Annotated in this window: 18 protein-coding genes and 1 riboswitch; of the genes, 9 read left to right on the top strand and 9 right to left on the bottom strand. The window is 73.1% G+C overall.

What is annotated here, in order from left to right; translation table 11 throughout:
- Position 1: 1 nt before the first annotated feature.
- Positions 2–151: riboswitch (cyclic di-AMP (ydaO/yuaA leader) on the bottom strand.
- A 314-nt stretch (positions 152–465) separates the two neighbouring features.
- Both AC3RJ8_RS15705 and AC3RJ8_RS15700 read right to left on the bottom strand, forming a co-directional pair.
- A complete protein-coding gene (locus tag AC3RJ8_RS15705; RefSeq protein WP_489713482.1) occupies positions 466–1,200 on the bottom strand; it encodes a septum formation family protein in 735 nt (244 codons plus the stop codon).
- 10 nt (positions 1,201–1,210) lie between these two features.
- Positions 1,211–2,029: an exodeoxyribonuclease III gene (locus AC3RJ8_RS15700; RefSeq protein WP_489713481.1), complete on the bottom strand. Its 819-nt coding sequence runs from the start codon at positions 2,027–2,029 to the stop codon at positions 1,211–1,213.
- 107 nt (positions 2,030–2,136) lie between these two features.
- Between AC3RJ8_RS15700 and AC3RJ8_RS15695 the strand changes: the two genes are divergently transcribed.
- Positions 2,137–2,910, top strand: coding sequence for an SDR family NAD(P)-dependent oxidoreductase (locus tag AC3RJ8_RS15695; RefSeq protein ID WP_489713480.1), 774 nt, complete (start codon positions 2,137–2,139; stop codon positions 2,908–2,910).
- Here AC3RJ8_RS15695 and AC3RJ8_RS15690 read toward each other — a convergent pair.
- The 4 genes from AC3RJ8_RS15690 to AC3RJ8_RS15675 all read right to left on the bottom strand — a co-directional run bounded on the left by AC3RJ8_RS15690 (position 2,901) and on the right by AC3RJ8_RS15675 (position 5,810).
- Complete coding sequence (locus AC3RJ8_RS15690; protein ID WP_489713479.1) at positions 2,901–3,953, bottom strand: TetR/AcrR family transcriptional regulator; 1,053 nt, start codon at positions 3,951–3,953, stop codon at positions 2,901–2,903. The two genes, AC3RJ8_RS15695 and AC3RJ8_RS15690, sit on opposite strands and share 10 nt — an antisense overlap.
- Before the next feature lie 62 nt (positions 3,954–4,015).
- A complete protein-coding gene (locus AC3RJ8_RS15685; RefSeq protein WP_489713478.1) occupies positions 4,016–4,834 on the bottom strand; it encodes an ABC transporter permease in 819 nt (272 codons plus the stop codon).
- Positions 4,831–5,112, bottom strand: a complete 282-nt coding sequence (locus tag AC3RJ8_RS15680) for a hypothetical protein (protein WP_489713477.1) — start codon at positions 5,110–5,112, stop codon at positions 4,831–4,833. The genes AC3RJ8_RS15685 and AC3RJ8_RS15680 overlap by 4 nt, the downstream gene beginning before the upstream one ends.
- Positions 5,109–5,810, bottom strand: coding sequence for an ABC transporter ATP-binding protein (locus AC3RJ8_RS15675; protein WP_489713476.1), 702 nt, complete (start codon positions 5,808–5,810; stop codon positions 5,109–5,111). Before AC3RJ8_RS15675 ends, AC3RJ8_RS15680 begins: the two co-directional genes overlap by 4 nt.
- A 125-nt stretch (positions 5,811–5,935) precedes the next feature.
- Here AC3RJ8_RS15675 and pyrE point away from each other — a divergent pair, with 125 nt between their 5' ends.
- Together pyrE and AC3RJ8_RS15665 are read left to right on the top strand one after the other, a co-directional pair.
- Positions 5,936–6,514, top strand: coding sequence for an orotate phosphoribosyltransferase (gene pyrE, locus AC3RJ8_RS15670; RefSeq protein WP_489713475.1), 579 nt, complete (start codon positions 5,936–5,938; stop codon positions 6,512–6,514).
- Positions 6,511–7,296, top strand: a complete 786-nt coding sequence (locus tag AC3RJ8_RS15665; RefSeq protein ID WP_489713474.1) for a hypothetical protein — start codon at positions 6,511–6,513, stop codon at positions 7,294–7,296. The genes pyrE and AC3RJ8_RS15665 overlap by 4 nt, the downstream gene beginning before the upstream one ends.
- A 19-nt stretch (positions 7,297–7,315) precedes the next feature.
- Here the strand turns inward: AC3RJ8_RS15665 and AC3RJ8_RS15660 are convergent, their stop codons facing one another.
- Positions 7,316–8,092, bottom strand: coding sequence for an HAD-IIA family hydrolase (locus AC3RJ8_RS15660; protein ID WP_489713473.1), 777 nt, complete (start codon positions 8,090–8,092; stop codon positions 7,316–7,318).
- 51 nt (positions 8,093–8,143) lie between these two features.
- Here AC3RJ8_RS15660 and AC3RJ8_RS15655 point away from each other — a divergent pair, with 51 nt between their 5' ends.
- The 3 genes from AC3RJ8_RS15655 to fbaA all read left to right on the top strand — a co-directional run bounded on the left by AC3RJ8_RS15655 (position 8,144) and on the right by fbaA (position 10,941).
- On the top strand, positions 8,144–9,115 hold the full coding sequence (locus AC3RJ8_RS15655) for a DUF368 domain-containing protein (RefSeq protein ID WP_489713472.1): 972 nt from the start codon (positions 8,144–8,146) through the stop codon (positions 9,113–9,115).
- On the top strand, positions 9,108–9,761 hold the full coding sequence (locus AC3RJ8_RS15650; protein ID WP_489713471.1) for a TrmH family RNA methyltransferase: 654 nt from the start codon (positions 9,108–9,110) through the stop codon (positions 9,759–9,761). Before AC3RJ8_RS15655 ends, AC3RJ8_RS15650 begins: the two co-directional genes overlap by 8 nt.
- 160 nt (positions 9,762–9,921) lie before the next feature.
- Complete coding sequence (fbaA, locus tag AC3RJ8_RS15645; RefSeq protein ID WP_489713470.1) at positions 9,922–10,941, top strand: class II fructose-bisphosphate aldolase; 1,020 nt, start codon at positions 9,922–9,924, stop codon at positions 10,939–10,941.
- A gap of 69 nt (positions 10,942–11,010) precedes the next feature.
- On the opposite strand, the gene AC3RJ8_RS15640 is transcribed toward fbaA, so the two are convergent.
- Complete coding sequence (locus AC3RJ8_RS15640) at positions 11,011–11,433, bottom strand: STAS domain-containing protein (RefSeq protein ID WP_489713469.1); 423 nt, start codon at positions 11,431–11,433, stop codon at positions 11,011–11,013.
- Between the two features lie 114 nt (positions 11,434–11,547).
- Between AC3RJ8_RS15640 and AC3RJ8_RS15635 the strand changes: the two genes are divergently transcribed.
- Positions 11,548–13,800, top strand: a complete 2,253-nt coding sequence (locus AC3RJ8_RS15635; RefSeq protein ID WP_489713468.1) for an ATP-binding SpoIIE family protein phosphatase — start codon at positions 11,548–11,550, stop codon at positions 13,798–13,800.
- Between the two features lie 7 nt (positions 13,801–13,807).
- On the opposite strand, the gene AC3RJ8_RS15630 is transcribed toward AC3RJ8_RS15635, so the two are convergent.
- A complete protein-coding gene (locus tag AC3RJ8_RS15630; RefSeq protein WP_489713467.1) occupies positions 13,808–14,251 on the bottom strand; it encodes a DUF3151 domain-containing protein in 444 nt (147 codons plus the stop codon).
- Positions 14,252–14,353: 102 nt separating this feature from the next.
- Here AC3RJ8_RS15630 and AC3RJ8_RS15625 point away from each other — a divergent pair, with 102 nt between their 5' ends.
- Positions 14,354–14,731, top strand: a complete 378-nt coding sequence (locus tag AC3RJ8_RS15625) for an STAS domain-containing protein (RefSeq protein ID WP_489713466.1) — start codon at positions 14,354–14,356, stop codon at positions 14,729–14,731.
- Positions 14,732–14,816: 85 nt separating this feature from the next.
- Positions 14,817–16,112, top strand: coding sequence for an adenylosuccinate synthase (locus tag AC3RJ8_RS15620; RefSeq protein WP_489713465.1), 1,296 nt, complete (start codon positions 14,817–14,819; stop codon positions 16,110–16,112).
- Positions 16,113–16,132 lie beyond the last annotated feature (20 nt).

The raw sequence follows: 16,132 nt of genomic DNA, 5'->3' as shown, positions 1-16,132 counted from the left end.
GGGTACCTCTCCAGCCTGCGAGATGAGCTGTCGGATGAGGCCGAGAAGTGATGGCCCGCCGTCGTGAGACGGCTTAACCCCGAGGCCGGAACGAGTCCGGCCGAAGAACGTGGTTCTCCCGCTGCTGCCGTGGGTTCGGTGATGCCGGACCACCGGCAGCACTGGGCTTGCGGTCCGACCGTTCACCCCGGAGACGGGGCGACCCGGGCACGCTAGCCCGCGCTCGCAACAGATCACAATCAGGTCACGGCGCGTTCTCGGGGTGCTTCGCGGAGAACCTGTGAAGGATCTCGGCCGCCGGCGCATGCCGGAATCTTCGGCCCGATCGGCTCTTGCCGGGGCGAAACCGGTCAAGACGACCAGACGATCTGTCCCGGTTCGTCGGCTTGTCACGCGGGCCGTGCAGGCCGATGACCGGCGTTCACGCAGGTCGAGGGGCGGCCTTCACATCTCGCGTGACGTCGGTCACTCCAGAAGGGTGCCGGTGCGCGGAGCGTCCCCGACGGCGACGCACAGTCCGGCACGGTCGCCCTCGGCCCAGGACTCCTCGCTCGGTGTCCACACGACCCACCTCAGGTCGTCCCCGGCGCCCGCCTCCTGGGCCCGCGGGCCCAGCAGCTCCGGGCCGCACGCGCGGGACGCGCGGGCGGTCAGGGTCTCGGAACCCGGCCAGACCTCGTCCCCGGCCGAGTCGTGGCGGCCGACGACCTGCACGACGTGCTCGTCCGCGCAGGGCACCACCTCGACGGTCGCGACGGCGGACCCGTCCGGCAGCTCGGCCACGCAGGACCCGAGGACGAGCTGCACGGCGTTGACCTGCCGCGGCTCGTCGAGGTCCGCCGCCACGGGCTCCCAGGCCTGCTCCTGCGCCCGGTTCACCGCCCACGCGCCACCGGCGGCCGCGGCGACCACCAGGACGATCACGCCCAGCACGGCGACCACCCACGCCCGGGCCCGACGGCGCGCCGCCGCGCGCTCCGCCGCGGTCGGGCCACCAGGGGCGCCCCAGCGGGCACCGAAGGCGTCCGGGTCGTCCGCGGTCGCTCCGGGCACGTGCCCCGGCGCGACCCCCGGGCGTGCGGGCGGCCCGGCGAGTCCCGGCGTCCCGCCGTCGCCCGGGGCGCCCTCCGCTGCGGGGCCCGTCCCCGGACCGGGGGAGACGAACTGCGGGTCCTCGGGACGGTCGGGCACGTCGGTCATGGGCACCAACCTATCGGCGCGACGGCGAGGGGTCCGCGAGGTCGAGGACCACGGGGACGTGGTCGCTCGCCCCCTTGCCCTTGCGCTCGTCGCGGTCGATCGTCACCGCGCGGACCCGCTCGCGCAGGGCCGGCGAGGCGTAGGCGAAGTCGATCCGCAGCCCCTTGTTCCGAGGGAAGGCGAGCTGCTGGTAGTCCCAGTAGGTGTACGTGTGCTCGGCGGGCACGTGCTCGCGGGTCACCTCGGTGTACCCGACGTCCTCGAAGGCCGCGAAGGCAGCACGCTCCGCGGGCGAGACGTGCGTGTGCCCGTCGAACGCGGCCGGGTCCCAGACGTCGGTGTCGCGCGGGATGACGTTCCAGTCGCCGAGGAGTGCCACGGGGGCCGAGCGGTCCGCCGCGAGCCAGCTCGCGGCGTCGGTCCGCAACCTCTCGAGCCAGGCGAGCTTGTACGCGTAGTGGGGGTCGGTCAAGGACCGGCCGTGCGGCACGTAGAGGGACCACACGCGCACCCCGCCGCACGTCGCGCCGAGGGCGCGGGCCTCCACGCGGGGCTCCTGGTCGGGCTTGCCGAACGCCGGCTGGCCGACGAACGACGCCTCGACGTCCGCCAGTCCCACCCGCGACACGATCGCGACCCCGTTCCACTGGTGGTACCCGGTGTGGGCGACCTCGTAGCCGGCCGCCTCGAAGGCGGCGCGGGGCACCTGGTCGTCCCGGCACTTCGTCTCCTGGATCGCGAGCACGTCGGTGCCCGAGCGTTCCAGGAAGGCCAGCACCCGGTCCAGCCGGGTCCGCAGGGAGTTGACGTTCCACGTGGCGATCCGCACGGGCGCCACGGTACCGGCGACCGCCGGTCCCACGTGGCGGTGTCCGGGGCGATACGCGCCGCCGGGCCGGGGTCCCGGCGGCGCGCGGAACCCTCTAGAGTGCGGTCATGGGAACCGCGCTCGTCACCGGTGCTACCGCCGGCCTCGGACTGGAGTTCGCCTGGCAGCTCGCCACCGCGCGCCACGACCTCGTGCTCGTGGCCCGCACCACCGAGCGCCTCGAGCAGGTGGCGGGACAGATCCGCGCCGCCGCCGGTGTGCAGGTGGAGGTCCTGCCGGCGGACCTGTCCGTGACTGACGACGTCGCCCGGGTCGCCGAGCGCCTGGCGGTGACGGGTGACGAGCCGGACGACGGACGGCGCCCCGTCGGGCTGCTGGTCAACAACGCCGGGTTCGCCACGGCTCAGCAGTTCGTCGGCGGGGACGTCGAGGCCGAGCTGCGCGCGGTGGACGTCATGGTCCGCGCCGTCGTCCAGCTCACGCACGCCGCCGTCGGGCAGATGACCGCCCGAGGGCGCGGCGCCGTCCTCAACGTGGCCTCCGTGGCGGCGCTGACCACGGGCGGCACCTACGCGGCCGCCAAGGCCTACGTGCGGTCCTTCACCGAGGGGCTCACCGTCGACCTGCGGGGCACCGGTGTCACGGCGACCGTGCTGTGCCCCGGCTTCGTGCGCACGGAGTTCCACGAGCGTGCCGGGCTCGACACGGCGTCCATCCCGTCGGCCGGCTGGCTCGACGCACCGACGGTGGTGGCGCAGGCGCTCGCCGACGTCCGCCGCGGCGTCGTCATCTCGACGCCGTCCCTGCGGTACAAGGCCGGGTCGGCCCTGCTGCGGGTCCTCCCGCGGCCTGCCGTCCGCGCCATCGGTCACTACCGCTGAGCAGCCGGGCGGGCGACCGCGCGGGCTGCCGCCTGCCGGGCGACCTCGGCCTCTGACCGGGAGGCCTCCGCCCACGACCTCTCGAGCTCGCGAACCTTCTTCCGCGCCTCGCGCACCTTGCGCTCGGCCTCCTTGCGCCGCGCCGCCGCCTTCTTGACCTTCGCGTCGGAGGCGTAGGCCTCCACGACGGCGGCGGTCGCGGCGGCCTCTGCGGCGTCGGCCTGCTCGCCGGCCTGCTCGCCGGCCTGCTCGCTGGCCGCGCCCGTGCTGTCGCCCGTCGGGTCCTCGTCGGTGCGCCGCGCGATGAACGCTGCCACGCCGTCCAAGGTGCGTTCGAGACCCCAGACCACGTCGTCGACCTCGTCGAGCTCGGGAACCTCCGGGACGTAGGTGCCGCGTTCGACGAGGGGGCGCAGATGGGGGAACCGGACCTCGTCGACGAGCATGCGGAGGGTGTCGGCGATGGCGCTCGGGTCGTACGTGCCCTCGCTCTCCTCGGCGGCGCGTTGCAGGTCCCGGCCGAGCAGCGCCGCGTTGCGGGTGTAGCCGTTGACCAGCAGGATCGTGGCCACCTTCGCGCCGTCCGTGAGCGGGGTCGAGCGCAGGGCCCGCAGGCCGGCGTCGGCGGCCCGCAGGTTGTTCGGTGTCAGGGGAGCGCCGCTGATCGGGATGTCCAGCACCCACGGGTGCTGCCGGTACGCGGCGAGCGTGAACAGCGCCCACTCGCGCAGCTCGGCGCGCCAGTCGGCCGGGTCGTGCGCCGGCGGGAAGACGACGTCGAAGGCGACCTCCTGCATGAGCAGCAGCAGGTCGTCCTTGCTGGTGACGTACCGGTACAGCGACATCGTCGTGAAGCCGAGGCGCTTGGCGACGCGCGCCATCGAGACGCCGGCGAGCCCTTCGGCGTCGGCGATCTCGACGGCGGCCTCGACGATCCGCTCGATGCTCAGCTCCCGCCGGGGCGCCCTCTCGGGGCGTTCGGCGACCCCCCAGGCGAGCGCGAGACGAGGGGGCAGCTCGGGCACGTCCGTCGCGTCGGTCATGCGCTCATCATCCCCGACCGGTCGTCACGACGGTCCCTGCGGCCCAGGTCCGGGCCCGCCCCTCAGCGGACGGTGCGGCGACGGTAGAGCACCGACCCCGCGACGAGGCTCGCCAGGAGGAAGGTGCCGAGCCAGGCGAGCGCGGTCAGCAGCGTCGCGGTCTCGAGAGTGCCCATGAGCAGACCCCGCACGGTCTCGATGATCGCGGTGAACGGTTGGTGCTCGGCGAACCCGTGCAACCAGTTGGGCATGGTCTCCACGGGCACGAAGCCGGAGCTGAGATAGGGCACGAAGAGGAAGATCATGTTGACCGACGGCGCCGAGTCGACGCTCATCACCAGGCCGAGGACGGCGCTGATCCAGGTGAAGGTCACGATCGCGAACGTCGCGAAGGCGAGGAACCCGAGCCAGCCCCCCAGGCCGGCGTCAGGCTGGAACCCGAGCGCGAGGGCGACGGCCACGACGAGGACCGCGGAGGCGAGGTTGCGCACGACGCTCGCGATGACGTGCCCCCACAGGACCGACGGCGAGAAGATCGGGAGGGTCTTGAACCGGTCGATGGTGCCCGTGCTCATGTCCTGCGCGACGGCGATCGCCGCCGTCGCGGAGTTCATGCCCAGGCACATGATGAGCACCCCCGGCACCACGTAGTCGATGTAGTCGCCGCTGCCGCCGCTGATGGCGCCGCCGAAGATGACGACGAAGACGACCATGATCATCACGGGCAGGGCGAAGGCGGTGACGATGCCGTCGACGGAGCGGATGCTGCGGCGGGCCTCCCGGCGGGCCATCGTCGTGACGTCGCGCAGCGGCGACCGGCGCGCCCCCGCGGCCCGGCCGGTCGAGGGTGCGGTCGCTCGGGCCTGGACGGTGGTGGTCATGACTGCTGCTCCGCTGTGGTCGAGGGGCGCCGGTGGCCGGGTCCGGTCAGGGCGAGGAAGACGTCGTCGAGCGTCGGCTTGACGACGCTGACGCCGGAGACGGTGAGGCCGCCGGCGTCGGCGCGGTCGAGCACGTCGCGGATCGTCCGCACGGGCTCGGCGCTCGCGAAGGTCAGGGCGAGGGACCGCTGGTCGGTCGCGGCGGTGTCCACGCCGGGCAGGTCGGCGAGCGTCACGTCGCGGGCGGTGGCGAGGCTGGTCGCGTCGTCGAACGTCACGCGCACGTGCTCGCCGGAGACGAGCGTCTTGAGCTCGGCGGCGGTGCCACGGGCGGCGATCCGGCCGTCGGCGAGCACGGCGATGGTGTCGGCGAGCCGGTCGGCCTCCTCCAGGTACTGGGTGGTGAGCAGGATCGTGGTGCCGTCGGCCGCCAGGGAGCGCACCACGTCCCACAGCTGGGTGCGCGACGCCGGGTCGAGCCCGGTGGTCGGCTCGTCGAGGACGAGGCCTGCGGGTCGGCGACGAGGCTGATCGCCAGGTCGAGCCGCCGCCGCATGCCGCCGGAGTACGTCGACACCTTGCGGCGGGCGGCGTCGGCGAGGTCGAAGCGTTCCAGCAGCTCGGCCGCCCGACGGCGGACCGTGCGCCGCGGGAGGTGGGCGAGGTCGGCCATCATGACGAGGTTCTCCTCACCGGTCTGGAACTCGTCGACCGAGGCGTACTGCCCCGTCAGCGAGATGCTGCGCCGGACGGCGGCGGGACGGTGGACGACGTCGGCCCCCGCGATGACGGCGGTGCCCCCGCCGGGGCGCACGAGCGTGGTGAGGATGTTGACGGTGGTGGTCTTGCCGGCGCCGTTGGGACCCAGCAGGGCGAAGATCTCGCCGCGGCGGACGTCGAGGTCGACGCCGCGCAGCACCTCGTGCCGGCCGTAGGCCTTGCGCAGCCCGCGGACCTCGATCATCGGGTCGTTCATGGGGACTCCTCCGTGTGTGTATGGCATACACGAGCGTATGGCATACACGCCGCGTAGGCAATACACGCAACCCACGGGCGGCCGCACGCGCCCTCCGGCGCGATCGCCCCGGCTACCCTGGTGCCGTGACTTCCGCCGACTTCTCTCCCACTCCCCGCGAACAGCTGCTCGAGCTCGTCAAAGAGCTCGCCGTCGTGCACGGGAAGGTGACGCTGTCCTCCGGCAAGGAGGCCGACTACTACGTCGACCTGCGCCGGATCACGCTGCACCACCGCGCCGCGCCGCTGGTCGGGCACGTGCTGCTGGACCACCTGGAGGAGGTCGGGCTCGGCACGGCCGAGGTCGACGCCGTCGGCGGCCTCACGCTCGGGGCAGACCCGATCGCCGACGCGCTCCTGCACGCCGCGGCGTCGCGCGGGCAGGAGCTCGACGCGTTCGTCGTGCGCAAGTCCGCCAAGACCCACGGCATGCAGCGGCAGATCGAGGGACCGGACGTCGCCGGCCGCCGCGTCGTCGTCCTGGAGGACACCACCACGACGGGCGGCTCACCCATCACCGCCATCGAGGCGCTGCGCGCCGCGGGCGCCGAGGTGCTCGGCTGCGCCACGATCGTGGACCGCGCCACGGGAGCTGGGGAGAAGATCGAGGCTCTCGGAGTGCCCTACCACCACCTCTTCGGCCTGGACGACCTCGGCCTGGCGTGAGCTCGGCACGTCGCCCCGGGTTCGCGCCGTTCGCGGCCCCGCTCCTGGTCTCCGTCGCGGGCGGCGTCCTCGTCGTGCTCGGCCTCGTCGAGACGTGGGTCGTCGTCGTGGCCGGGATGCTCGTGGCCGCCGCCGTCGTGTGGTGGTACCAGCGCGCGCTGCACCGCTGGAGCGTCCGCAGCGCGGAAGGCCTGCGGGCTCTCGAGGCCACCGGGCGGTGGACCGCGTACAGCCTGCCGGACCGGCCCGACGCCCCGGACGAGGCGCGGTCGTTCCCGAAGCGCGCACCCCTCGCCAGCGCGCTCGGGCACACCTACGGCCTGCTGCTCAGCACCCGCGCGCACCATCGGCAGGTGTGGAGCCTCGAGCTGGGGGTGCAGCGGCGCTCCGCCGGCACCTCGCACGACGGGCGCCCGGCCGAACCGATGATCTCCTCCGACCCCTTCCACGTCGTGCTGACGCACCTGGACCGCGGGTTCGGTCAGGTGGACGTCCGGGCGTCCGGACCGGCCGACCGGTGGCGCACGGACGTCGAGGTGGGGGTGCCCGGCTTCGACGAGACGTTCGTCGTCCGCACCGAGAGCGAGCGCACGGCACGCCGGTGGCTGGCCTCGGGCGCCGGCGCGGAGCTGGCCCGCGAGGGCACCGGGGTGCTGCACGGCGGCACCCTGCGGCTCGACGGGCGCACACTCCTGTGGTGGCGTCCGGGCCGTGCCGACCTCGACGTGCTCGACGACGTCGCCCGGGTCGTCGGACGGGCCGCCTCGTACCTGCCGCGGTGAGCGCCCGCGCAGCGGTGCCTCAGACGCGGGCGACGAGGTCCGCGATCGAGTCGACCACGTGCGAGGGCCGGAACGGGTGGTGGTCCACCTCGTCCTTCGCGGTGGACCCCGTGAGCACCAGGAACGTCTCCAGGCCCGCCTCGATGCCCGCGACGACGTCGGTGTCCATGCGGTCGCCGACCATCGCCGTCGTCTCCGAGTGCGCGTCGATCCGGTTGAGCGCCGAACGGAACATCATCGGGTTCGGCTTGCCGACGTAGTACGGGGACCGTCCCGTCGCGGCCGTGATCATCGCCGCGACCGCGCCCGTGGCGGGCAGCGGGCCCTCGGTGGACGGACCCGTGGTGTCCGGGTTCGTCGCGATGAACCGGGCCCCGCCCTTGATGAGGCGGATCGCCTTGGTGATCGCCTCGAACGAGTACGTGCGGGTCTCGCCGAGCACCACGTAGTCGGGGTCGGTCTCGGTGAGCGTGTACCCGGCGGCGTGCAGGGCCGTCGTCAGGCCCGCCTCGCCGATGGCGTACGCCGACCCGCCCGGCACCTGGTCGGCGAGGAACTTCGCGGTCGCCAGGGCCGACGTCCAGATCGCCTCCTCCGGCACGTCGAGGCCGGAGCGGGCCAGCCGGGCGGAGAGGTCGCGCGCCGTGAAGATCGAGTTGTTGGTCAGCACCAGGAAGGGTCGCCCCGCGTCGCGCAGCGCCGCGATGAACTCCGCCGCGCCGGGGATCGCCTGCCCCTCGTGCACGAGGACGCCGTCCATGTCCGTCAGCCAGCACTCGATCGTCCGTCCGCTCATGGGCACACGCTATCGCCAGCGGCCCTCGGCGGGGGTCGTAGGCTTCGCAGCGTGACCGACGAGCCTCAGGACACGACACACTCGGGCGCCGTGCGCCGCCATGCCGCGCCCTCGCACGGCACGTCCTGGCGAGCCGCGCCGGGCCTCGCCGTCCGCGGCGGGCTGGTGGGCATGGCCGAGTCGGTCCCCGGCATCTCCGGGGGCACCGTCGCCCTGGTGACCGGCCTGTACGACCGACTCCTCGGTGCCGCGAGCCAGGTGGTGCACGTCGGGCGCGAGCTGGTGCAGGGGGTCGCCCAGGGGCGTGGCCTGCGCCCGGCGGCCCGAGCGGTGCGTGCCGTCGACGGTCGGTTCCTCCTGCCGGTCCTCGTGGGGATGGCCGTGGTCCTGCTCGTCTCGCTGAGCACCATCGCCCCGCTGCTGGAGGAGAACCCCGTCCCGGTGCGGTCGGTGTTCTTCGGCATGATCGCCGTGTCCGTGATCGTGCCGCTGCGCATGATGCCGGACCGGTTCCGCCTCCAGGACCTCGGGCTCCTCCTGGTCGCCGCGGTCGTGGGGTTCTTCCTCGTCGGGCTGCCGCCCGCCGGCGTGACCGACCCGTCGCTCTGGTACGTCGCCGGGGGTGCGGCGATCGCCATCAACGCGCTCGTGCTGCCCGGGGTGTCGGGGTCGACGCTGCTGGTGGTGCTCGGTCTGTACATCCCGGTCCAGCAGGCCGTGGAGGACCGCGACCTGGCGTTCCTCGGAGCGTTCGCGGCCGGCGCAATCGTCGGCCTCGCCTCCTTCGTGAAGCTCCTGCACTGGCTGCTCGACCATCGCCGGCAGGTCACGATGGCCGTGCTCGCGGGTCTCATGATCGGCTCCCTGCGCGCGCTGTGGCCCTGGCAGGACGCCGAGGGCGGCCTGCTCGCGCCACCCGACGGCGGGGCCGCCGTCGGGCCGCTCATGCTCGCCGTCGCGGGTGCCGCCGTCGTCGGCGCGGCGATCTGGTGGGAGGCCGTGCGGAGCGACGAGAATGCGTGACGCCGGCGCCGGCGGTGACGAGGTCGGTGCCGAGGAGGTCGGCGTCGGTCCGTGGCCGGGTGAGCTGCCCGACGACCCCCGCTACGACCCGGAGCTGCTCGCCCACGGCGACCGCCGCAACGTCGCCGACCGGTACCGGTACTGGACGGTCGAGGCCGTCCGCGCCGACCTCGATGCCCGCCGCCCGCCGGACCGGTTCCTGCACGTGGCCATCGAGAACTGGGCGCACGACCTCAACATCGGCTCGGTGGTGCGCACGGCCAACGCCTTCAACGTCGCCGGGGTGCACGTCGTGGGCCGACGGCGGTGGAACCGCCGCGGGGCGATGGTCACCGACCGCTACCTGCACGTACGCCACCACCCGGACGCGGAGGCGTTCGCCGCGTGGGCGGCCGGCGCCGACGGCGGTGCCGGGCTGCCCGTCGTGGGGGTCGACAACGTGCCCGGCTCCGTCCCCCTGGAGCACCGGGTGCTGCCCGCCCGGTGCGTGCTGCTGTTCGGCCAGGAGTCCAGCGGGCTGACGCCCGCGGCGCAGGCGGCGTGCGACGTCGTCGTCCACATCACGCAGCACGGCTCCACGCGCTCGCTGAACGCCGGCGCGGCGGCCGCCATCGCGATGCACGCCTGGGCGCTCCAGCACGTGTGACCGCGGCGACCGTCTCGCTCTGCGGGCCCGGATGTGACGCCCATGACCCGGTCGTGAGAAAATCCGGATGCATGTGGGCCCAGGAGGCCGCCAGCCACCAGCGAGGGTGTGTCGCCGCCCGCCTGCGTTCCTCGTACGTTCCCTCATTGGAGTACCGCAGATGCCTATCGCAACCCCCGAGGTCTACGCCGAGATGATCGACCGGGCGAAGGCCGGCAAGTTCGCCTACCCCGCCGTCAACATCACGTCGTCGCAGACCGTCACCGCCGCGCTCCAGGGCTTCGCCGAGGCGGAGTCGGACGGCATCATCCAGGTCTCCGTGGGCGGCGGCGAGTACGCCTCGGGCGCCACGATCAAGGACCGCGTCACCGGCTCGCTGGCCCTCGCCGCGTACGCCGCCGAGGTCGCGAAGAACTACCCCGTCAACATCGCGATCCACACCGACCACTGCGTCAAGAAGAACCTCGACTCCTGGGTCCGCCCGCTGCTCGCCCTCGAGGCGGAGCAGGTCAAGGCCGGCAAGAACCCGACCTTCCAGTCGCACATGTTCGACGGCTCGGACATCCCGCTGGAGGAGAACCTCGTCATCGCCGAGGAGCTGCTCGAGCTCTCGCAGGCCGCGCGCACCATCCTCGAGGTCGAGATCGGCGTCGTCGGTGGCGAGGAGGACGGCCACGAGGCCGAGATCAACGAGAAGCTGTACACGACGGTCGAGGACGGTCTCGCCACGGTCCGCGCCCTCGGCGCCGGTGAGAAGGGCCGCTACCTGACGGCGCTCACGTTCGGCAACGTGCACGGCGTCTACAAGCCGGGTGCCGTCAAGCTCCGCCCGGAGATCCTCGCGGAGATCCAGCAGGCCGTCGGTGCCGAGATCGGCCAGGAGAACCCGTTCGACCTCGTGTTCCACGGCGGTTCGGGCTCCACGGCCGAGGAGGTCGCCACGGCGGTCGACAACGGCGTCATCAAGATGAACATCGACACGGACACGCAGTACGCGTTCTCGCGTCCCGTCGCCGACCACTTCTTCAAGAACTACGACGGCGTCCTGAAGGTCGACGGCGAGGTCGGCAACAAGAAGGCCTACGACCCGCGCGCCTGGGGCAAGCTGGCCGAGGCCGGCATGGCCGCCCGCATCGTCGAGGCGTCCCAGTGGCTGCGTTCGGCCGGCCACAAGATGTGATCGTCGCCTGATGTGCGCAGTGCCCCTCCACCGTGACGGTCGAGGGGCACTGTTCGTCTGCGGGTCCGGTCAGCGAGGGCCGGCGGTGGTGATGTCGAGGTCGACGCCCGGGTCCTCGTCGACGATCTCGAGCAGCTCGCCGATCCGGGTGACGTCGAGCAGGAACCGCACCGTCGGCGGAGCGCGCAGCACCCGGACCTTGTGCGGGCTGCGCGAGGCCAGCCGGGCCAGGAAGGCCACGCCGGAGGAGTCCATGAAGGTGACGTGGTGCGCGTCGAGCTCGACAGGCAGGCCGGAGGCCTCGGCGTCGGAGATCGCCTCGCCGAGCTCGGCGCTGACGTCGGCGTCGATCTCGCCCGAGAGGACGACGCGGGCCCGGGAGGTGCCCACGATGACGTGGATGCTCGCGGGGTCGCCGATCTGGGGCGCCGTGGGGGCAGCGCCGTCCCCGTTTCCGGGGGTGCCCGGCGTCGTGTTCGATCCGTCCTGCACGGTGCTCCTTCCTCGAGCTGCTCGCTCTGCTCAGGTCTCAGCGGACACCAATCTACGGTTGAATGTGCAGCGAATGCACCAACTTCGCCGGGACGCGCGGGAAATGGAGGGCTGATGACCGATTTGCCCCATCCTCTCGCCTCCGCGGCGCAGGTTTCCGGCGAGGACCTCGCGCTCGCCGTCACCACGACGACGGTTCCCGCGTTCATCACCGGGCCGTGGGAGTCCGGCATGCCCGTGATCTGGGTCAACGAGGCCTTCGAGCGCCTCGTGGGCGTCGGCGCCGAGGACCTGCGGCTGCTGGGCCCGCACCCCCTCCTCGCGCTCGTCGAGGACGACCCGAACCGGGCCGCTGCGCAGGCCGACCTGGCGGCCGGACGCGCGATGCGCCGGATCGTCAGCGCGCGCAAGCGCGACGGCGGCGTGAGCTGGCTGCAGGTGGACGTCACGCCGATGCCGCACGCCGACGGCGCGGAGACGCGCTGGGTCGGTGTGACCACCGACGTCTCGGAGTACGTCGACCAGCAGGCCGCGCAGCTCGCCTCCCTGGAGGTGGAGCGCCGCCAGCGGGCGGACCTCGACCTGATCGCCCAGACGACGGAGCTGCTCGGCGACCTCGAGTACCCGTTCGCGTTGCGCGACATCGCGGACCTGCTGCGGTCGCTCGTCCCGTGGAGCGGCTTCTACCTCAACGACGACGGCCTGCAGCACGCCGAGGGCGTCGACGTCGCCTCACCGCCGACGGGACGTGGCCGGCGGCACACCCGCTACGTGCCGGAGACCTGGCCCGGCGATCTCGAGGCGCTCGGTGGAGAGGCCCCGCCCGACGGCACGGCTGCGGGCGGGGCCGCTCCCAGCGTCGCGGGCGGTTCGTCGCCGGACCGGGTCCAGGAGCTCCTCGACGGCGTGGTCGACGGACCCGTGCGGCTCGACCTCGGCGGGGACTACGGCCCGCACTCCGCCTCCGGCTGGCTGCGACGGGACCTCGTGCGGCGCGTCGTCGAGGAGTCCGGCGTCGTGCCGCGCTCCGTCGTCGTCCACGCGGTCGCCGGACGGCGACGGGTCCTGGGACTGCTCGTCACCTGGCACGGTGACGCCGCCCGCGGGCCGGGCGCCGGGGACGGCGCCTGGTCCGACCCCGGCCCCGAGCACATCTTCACGGTGGTCGAGGTGGTCGCGCGCCGGGCGGGGACCGCGATCGACAACGCCCGGCTGTACGCCCGCGAGCACCGCCTCGCCGAGGCCCTGCAGCGCGCCATGCTCCCCGAGCAGGCCGACGTGACCGGGCTCGACGTGTGGACCTACTACGCCCCCAACGCGGAGCACGCTCAGGTCGGCGGGGACTGGTACGACGTGCTGCAGATCTCCGAGGGCACCGTCGGGATGGTGATCGGCGACGTCGTCGGGCACGACGTGGAGGCCGCCGCGGCGATGGGCCAGCTGCGGTCCGTGGTCCGCGCCTACGCCTACGAGCTGACGACGCCGGGCACCGTGCTCGACCGGGTCGACCAGCTCGTGACGGGCATGCGGGTGCCGCGCCCGGCGTCGATGGTCTACGCCACCCTGCACCACGTGGCCGACGACGACTCCTGGTCGGTGGAGTACACGCGCGCGGGCCACCTGCCGCCGCTGCTGCTGCGGGACGGCGACGTCCGGCTCCTGTCGGGCGCCGGCGGGTCGCTGGTCGGCTTCGGCACGGCGGCGCGCAAGACGGGGCGCGAGGTGCTGCACCGCGGCGACGTGCTGCTGTTCTACACCGACGGGCTCATCGAGCGTCGCGACCGGTCGCTCAAGGTCGGCCTGGACACGCTGGTCGAGATGTCCGGCCGCATCACCGCGCGGGACGCGGCCGGCGTGGGCGAGGAGCTGCTGTCCCGGCTCGCCGACTCCCCGGAGGACGACGTCGCCATCGTCGTGGTGAGGGTGCCGGACCCGGTCGAGGACGCCCGGATCACGGCGCTGAGCCCGCGGTCGCGCCGGTGGTTGCTGCCGAGCGAGCCCGCGTCGATCGGTCGGGCACGGCACGCGGTGCTGCGCACGTGCCAGGCGTGGGGGCTGCCGGAGTCGGCGGCGGCCGAGCTGGTCGTCTCCGAGCTCGTGGCGAACGGCGTGCTGCACGGCTGGGGGAACATCGCGCTGCGCCTGTTCGACACCGGGGACGGGCTGCGCATCGAGGTCGAGGACGCGAACCCGGCTCCGCCGGTCGCCACCGACGGTCACCCGAACCGGGTCGGCGGTTTCGGCATGCAGATCGTCGAGCGGCTGGCCGACTGGGGCTGGCGGCCGGCGGGTTCCGGGAAGCTGGTGTGGGCCAAGCTGCGGCCCCAGCCGATGCCGTCCGAGGAACCCGCCGCCGTCACCGGGTAGGCGCGTCTCAGGTCAGCGAGCGCACCTCGCCCACGGAGGTGCCGGCGTCCACGAGGAACGTCGCGCAGCGGTCGGCCTCCGCCCCCTCGCCGATGCGGTCCGCCGCGCGGGACAGCGCGAGCAGGGAGCGCAGGAAGCCCTGGTTCGGCAGGTGGTCGGCGGGGATGGGGCCCTGCCCCCGCCAGCCGGCACGTCGCAGGGCGTCGAGCCCGCGGTGGTAGCCGGTCCGGGCCTGGGCGTAGGCCGTGACGGCGTGGACGACGTCGTCGCCGCTGTCGAGCGTCCGCTCGGCGAGCACCGCCCACACGAGGCTCGACGCCGGGTGCGCCGCGGCGACGTGGGCCGGGGACTGTCCTTCGGCGAGGGCGGTGCGGGCGGCGGCGTGCTCGTCCGGCAGGTACGTCGGCGCCGGACCGCCGAGGAGGTTCTGGACGGGCTCAGATGAACTCATGCCGACCATTGTCCCAGGCGACCGGTCGGCTGCACGCGGTCGCGGTCGGGACACAGTCGTTCGGCGCGTCGTCATGCTGCGGACGCGGGTAGTCTCGTGCGCATGATCGAGATCGCGACGTCCTCGACGACGACGACGCTCGTGATCGCCGGTGATCTCGACCTCGCCGAACGGGACCAGTTCCCCGAGATCGCGGCGAGGGTCGTCGGGCTGCGGAGGCAGCTGCTGGTGATCGACATGTGCCGCGTGACGTTCATGGACTCCACCGGCGCCGCGTTCCTCATCTCGTTGGCCGACTCCGGGCGCAAGCGCGGTGGGGCGACGGTGCTGCGCGGTGCCGACGAGCGTGACCTCTTCGTCCTGGAGGTCTGCGGTGCCCTCGACCTGTTCCGCGTCGACCACGACCACCGCTGCGAGCAGTCCGACACCGGCACGGGGGCGACCCCGGTGCAGCTCCCGCAGCGCCACCGCCCCTCCTGACCCGCCGTCAGGTCATGGCCGGGTAAACTCTGCCGAGGCCCGGCGGCAGCCCCCGGGCCCACCGATTCACGAGGAGAGTTGATCCATGCCAGCCGTGGTGCTCGTCGGCGCCCAGTGGGGCGATGAGGGCAAGGGGAAGGCGACCGATCTCCTCGGAGACCGTGTCGATTACGTGGTGAAGTTCAACGGTGGCAACAACGCCGGGCACACCGTCGTCATCGGGGACGAGAAGTACGCCCTGCACCTGCTCCCGTCCGGGATCCTGTCGCCCGGGGTCACACCGGTCATCTCGAACGGCGTCGTGGTGGACATCGAGGTCCTCTTCGAGGAGCTCGACGGCCTGATCGAGCGCGGGGTGGACGTCTCGCGCCTGCTCGTCTCGCAGGGCGCGCACGTCATCGCGGGCTACCACCGCACCGTCGACAAGGTCACCGAGCGCTTCCTGGGCAAGCGACGGATCGGCACCACGGGTCGCGGCATCGGGCCGGCCTACGCGGACAAGATCAACCGCGTCGGCCTGCGCGTCGCGGACCTCTTCGACGAGAAGATCCTCGCCGAGAAGATCGAGGGTGCGCTCGACCAGAAGAACCACCTGCTCGTGAAGGTCTACAACCGCCGCGCGATCGGCGTGCAGGAGACCGTCGACGAGCTGCTCCAGTACGCCGAGCGGCTGCAGCCCATGGTGGCCGACACCGGCCTCGCCCTGAACCAGGCCCTGGACCGCGGCGAGACCGTCCTGTTCGAGGGTGGTCAGGCCACGATGCTGGACGTCGACCACGGCACCTACCCGTTCGTCACGTCGTCGAACGCGACGGCCGGCGGTGCGGTGACCGGGTCGGGCGTCGGGCCCACCCGCGTCGACTCGGTGATCGGTGTGGTCAAGGCCTACACGACCCGCGTCGGCGAGGGGCCGTTCCCCACGGAGCTCTTCGACGACAAGGGCGCCTACCTGCAGAAGGCCGGCGGGGAGTTCGGCGTCACCACCGGCCGCCCGCGGCGCTGCGGCTGGTACGACGCCGTCATCTCGCGCTACGCCGCACGGGTCAACGGCCTCACCGACCTGGTGCTCACCAAGCTCGACGTGCTCACCGGGCTCGCGAAGGTCCCGGTCTGCGTCGCCTACGACGTCGACGGCGAGCGCTACGACGAGATGCCGATCGACCAGACGGCGTTCCACCACGCGAAGCCGATCTACGAGGAGCTCGACGGCTGGTGGGAGGACATCTCGCACTGCCGCACGTTCGAGGACCTGCCCGCCAACGCCCAGCGCTACGTGCGCCGCCTGGAGGAGATCTCCGGCTGCCGCGTCTCCGCCATCGGCGTGGGCCCGCGGCGCGACGAGATCATCGGGATCCACGACCTGGTGCACCCGCGGGCCTGACGGCCGACGGCGCACCGGGA

It is taken from the genome of Isoptericola sp. MSGPD8_1_ISO-PGPR-S23-394 (assembly GCF_058072785.1).
Note: the sequence above shows the minus strand (reverse complement) of the source record. Positions and strands in the feature narration are given on the sequence as shown.

Bases quoted from the DNA above. Each gene is read 5' to 3' on its own strand.
- AC3RJ8_RS15705 (WP_489713482.1), bottom strand. From the start codon at position 1,200: ATGACCGACGTGCCCGACCGTCCCGAGGACCCGCAGTTCGTCTCCCCC.
- AC3RJ8_RS15695 (WP_489713480.1), top strand. From the start codon at position 2,137: ATGGGAACCGCGCTCGTCACCGGTGCTACCGCCGGCCTCGGACTGGAG.
- AC3RJ8_RS15690 (WP_489713479.1), bottom strand. From the start codon at position 3,953: ATGACCGACGCGACGGACGTGCCCGAGCTGCCCCCTCGTCTCGCGCTC.
- AC3RJ8_RS15685 (WP_489713478.1), bottom strand. From the start codon at position 4,834: ATGACCACCACCGTCCAGGCCCGAGCGACCGCACCCTCGACCGGCCGG.
- AC3RJ8_RS15675 (WP_489713476.1), bottom strand. From the start codon at position 5,810: ATGAACGACCCGATGATCGAGGTCCGCGGGCTGCGCAAGGCCTACGGC.
- AC3RJ8_RS15660 (WP_489713473.1), bottom strand. From the start codon at position 8,092: ATGAGCGGACGGACGATCGAGTGCTGGCTGACGGACATGGACGGCGTC.
- AC3RJ8_RS15650 (WP_489713471.1), top strand. From the start codon at position 9,108: ATGCGTGACGCCGGCGCCGGCGGTGACGAGGTCGGTGCCGAGGAGGTC.
- fbaA (WP_489713470.1), top strand. From the start codon at position 9,922: ATGCCTATCGCAACCCCCGAGGTCTACGCCGAGATGATCGACCGGGCG.
- AC3RJ8_RS15635 (WP_489713468.1), top strand. From the start codon at position 11,548: ATGACCGATTTGCCCCATCCTCTCGCCTCCGCGGCGCAGGTTTCCGGC.
- AC3RJ8_RS15630 (WP_489713467.1), bottom strand. From the start codon at position 14,251: ATGAGTTCATCTGAGCCCGTCCAGAACCTCCTCGGCGGTCCGGCGCCG.
- AC3RJ8_RS15625 (WP_489713466.1), top strand. From the start codon at position 14,354: ATGATCGAGATCGCGACGTCCTCGACGACGACGACGCTCGTGATCGCC.
- AC3RJ8_RS15620 (WP_489713465.1), top strand. From the start codon at position 14,817: ATGCCAGCCGTGGTGCTCGTCGGCGCCCAGTGGGGCGATGAGGGCAAG.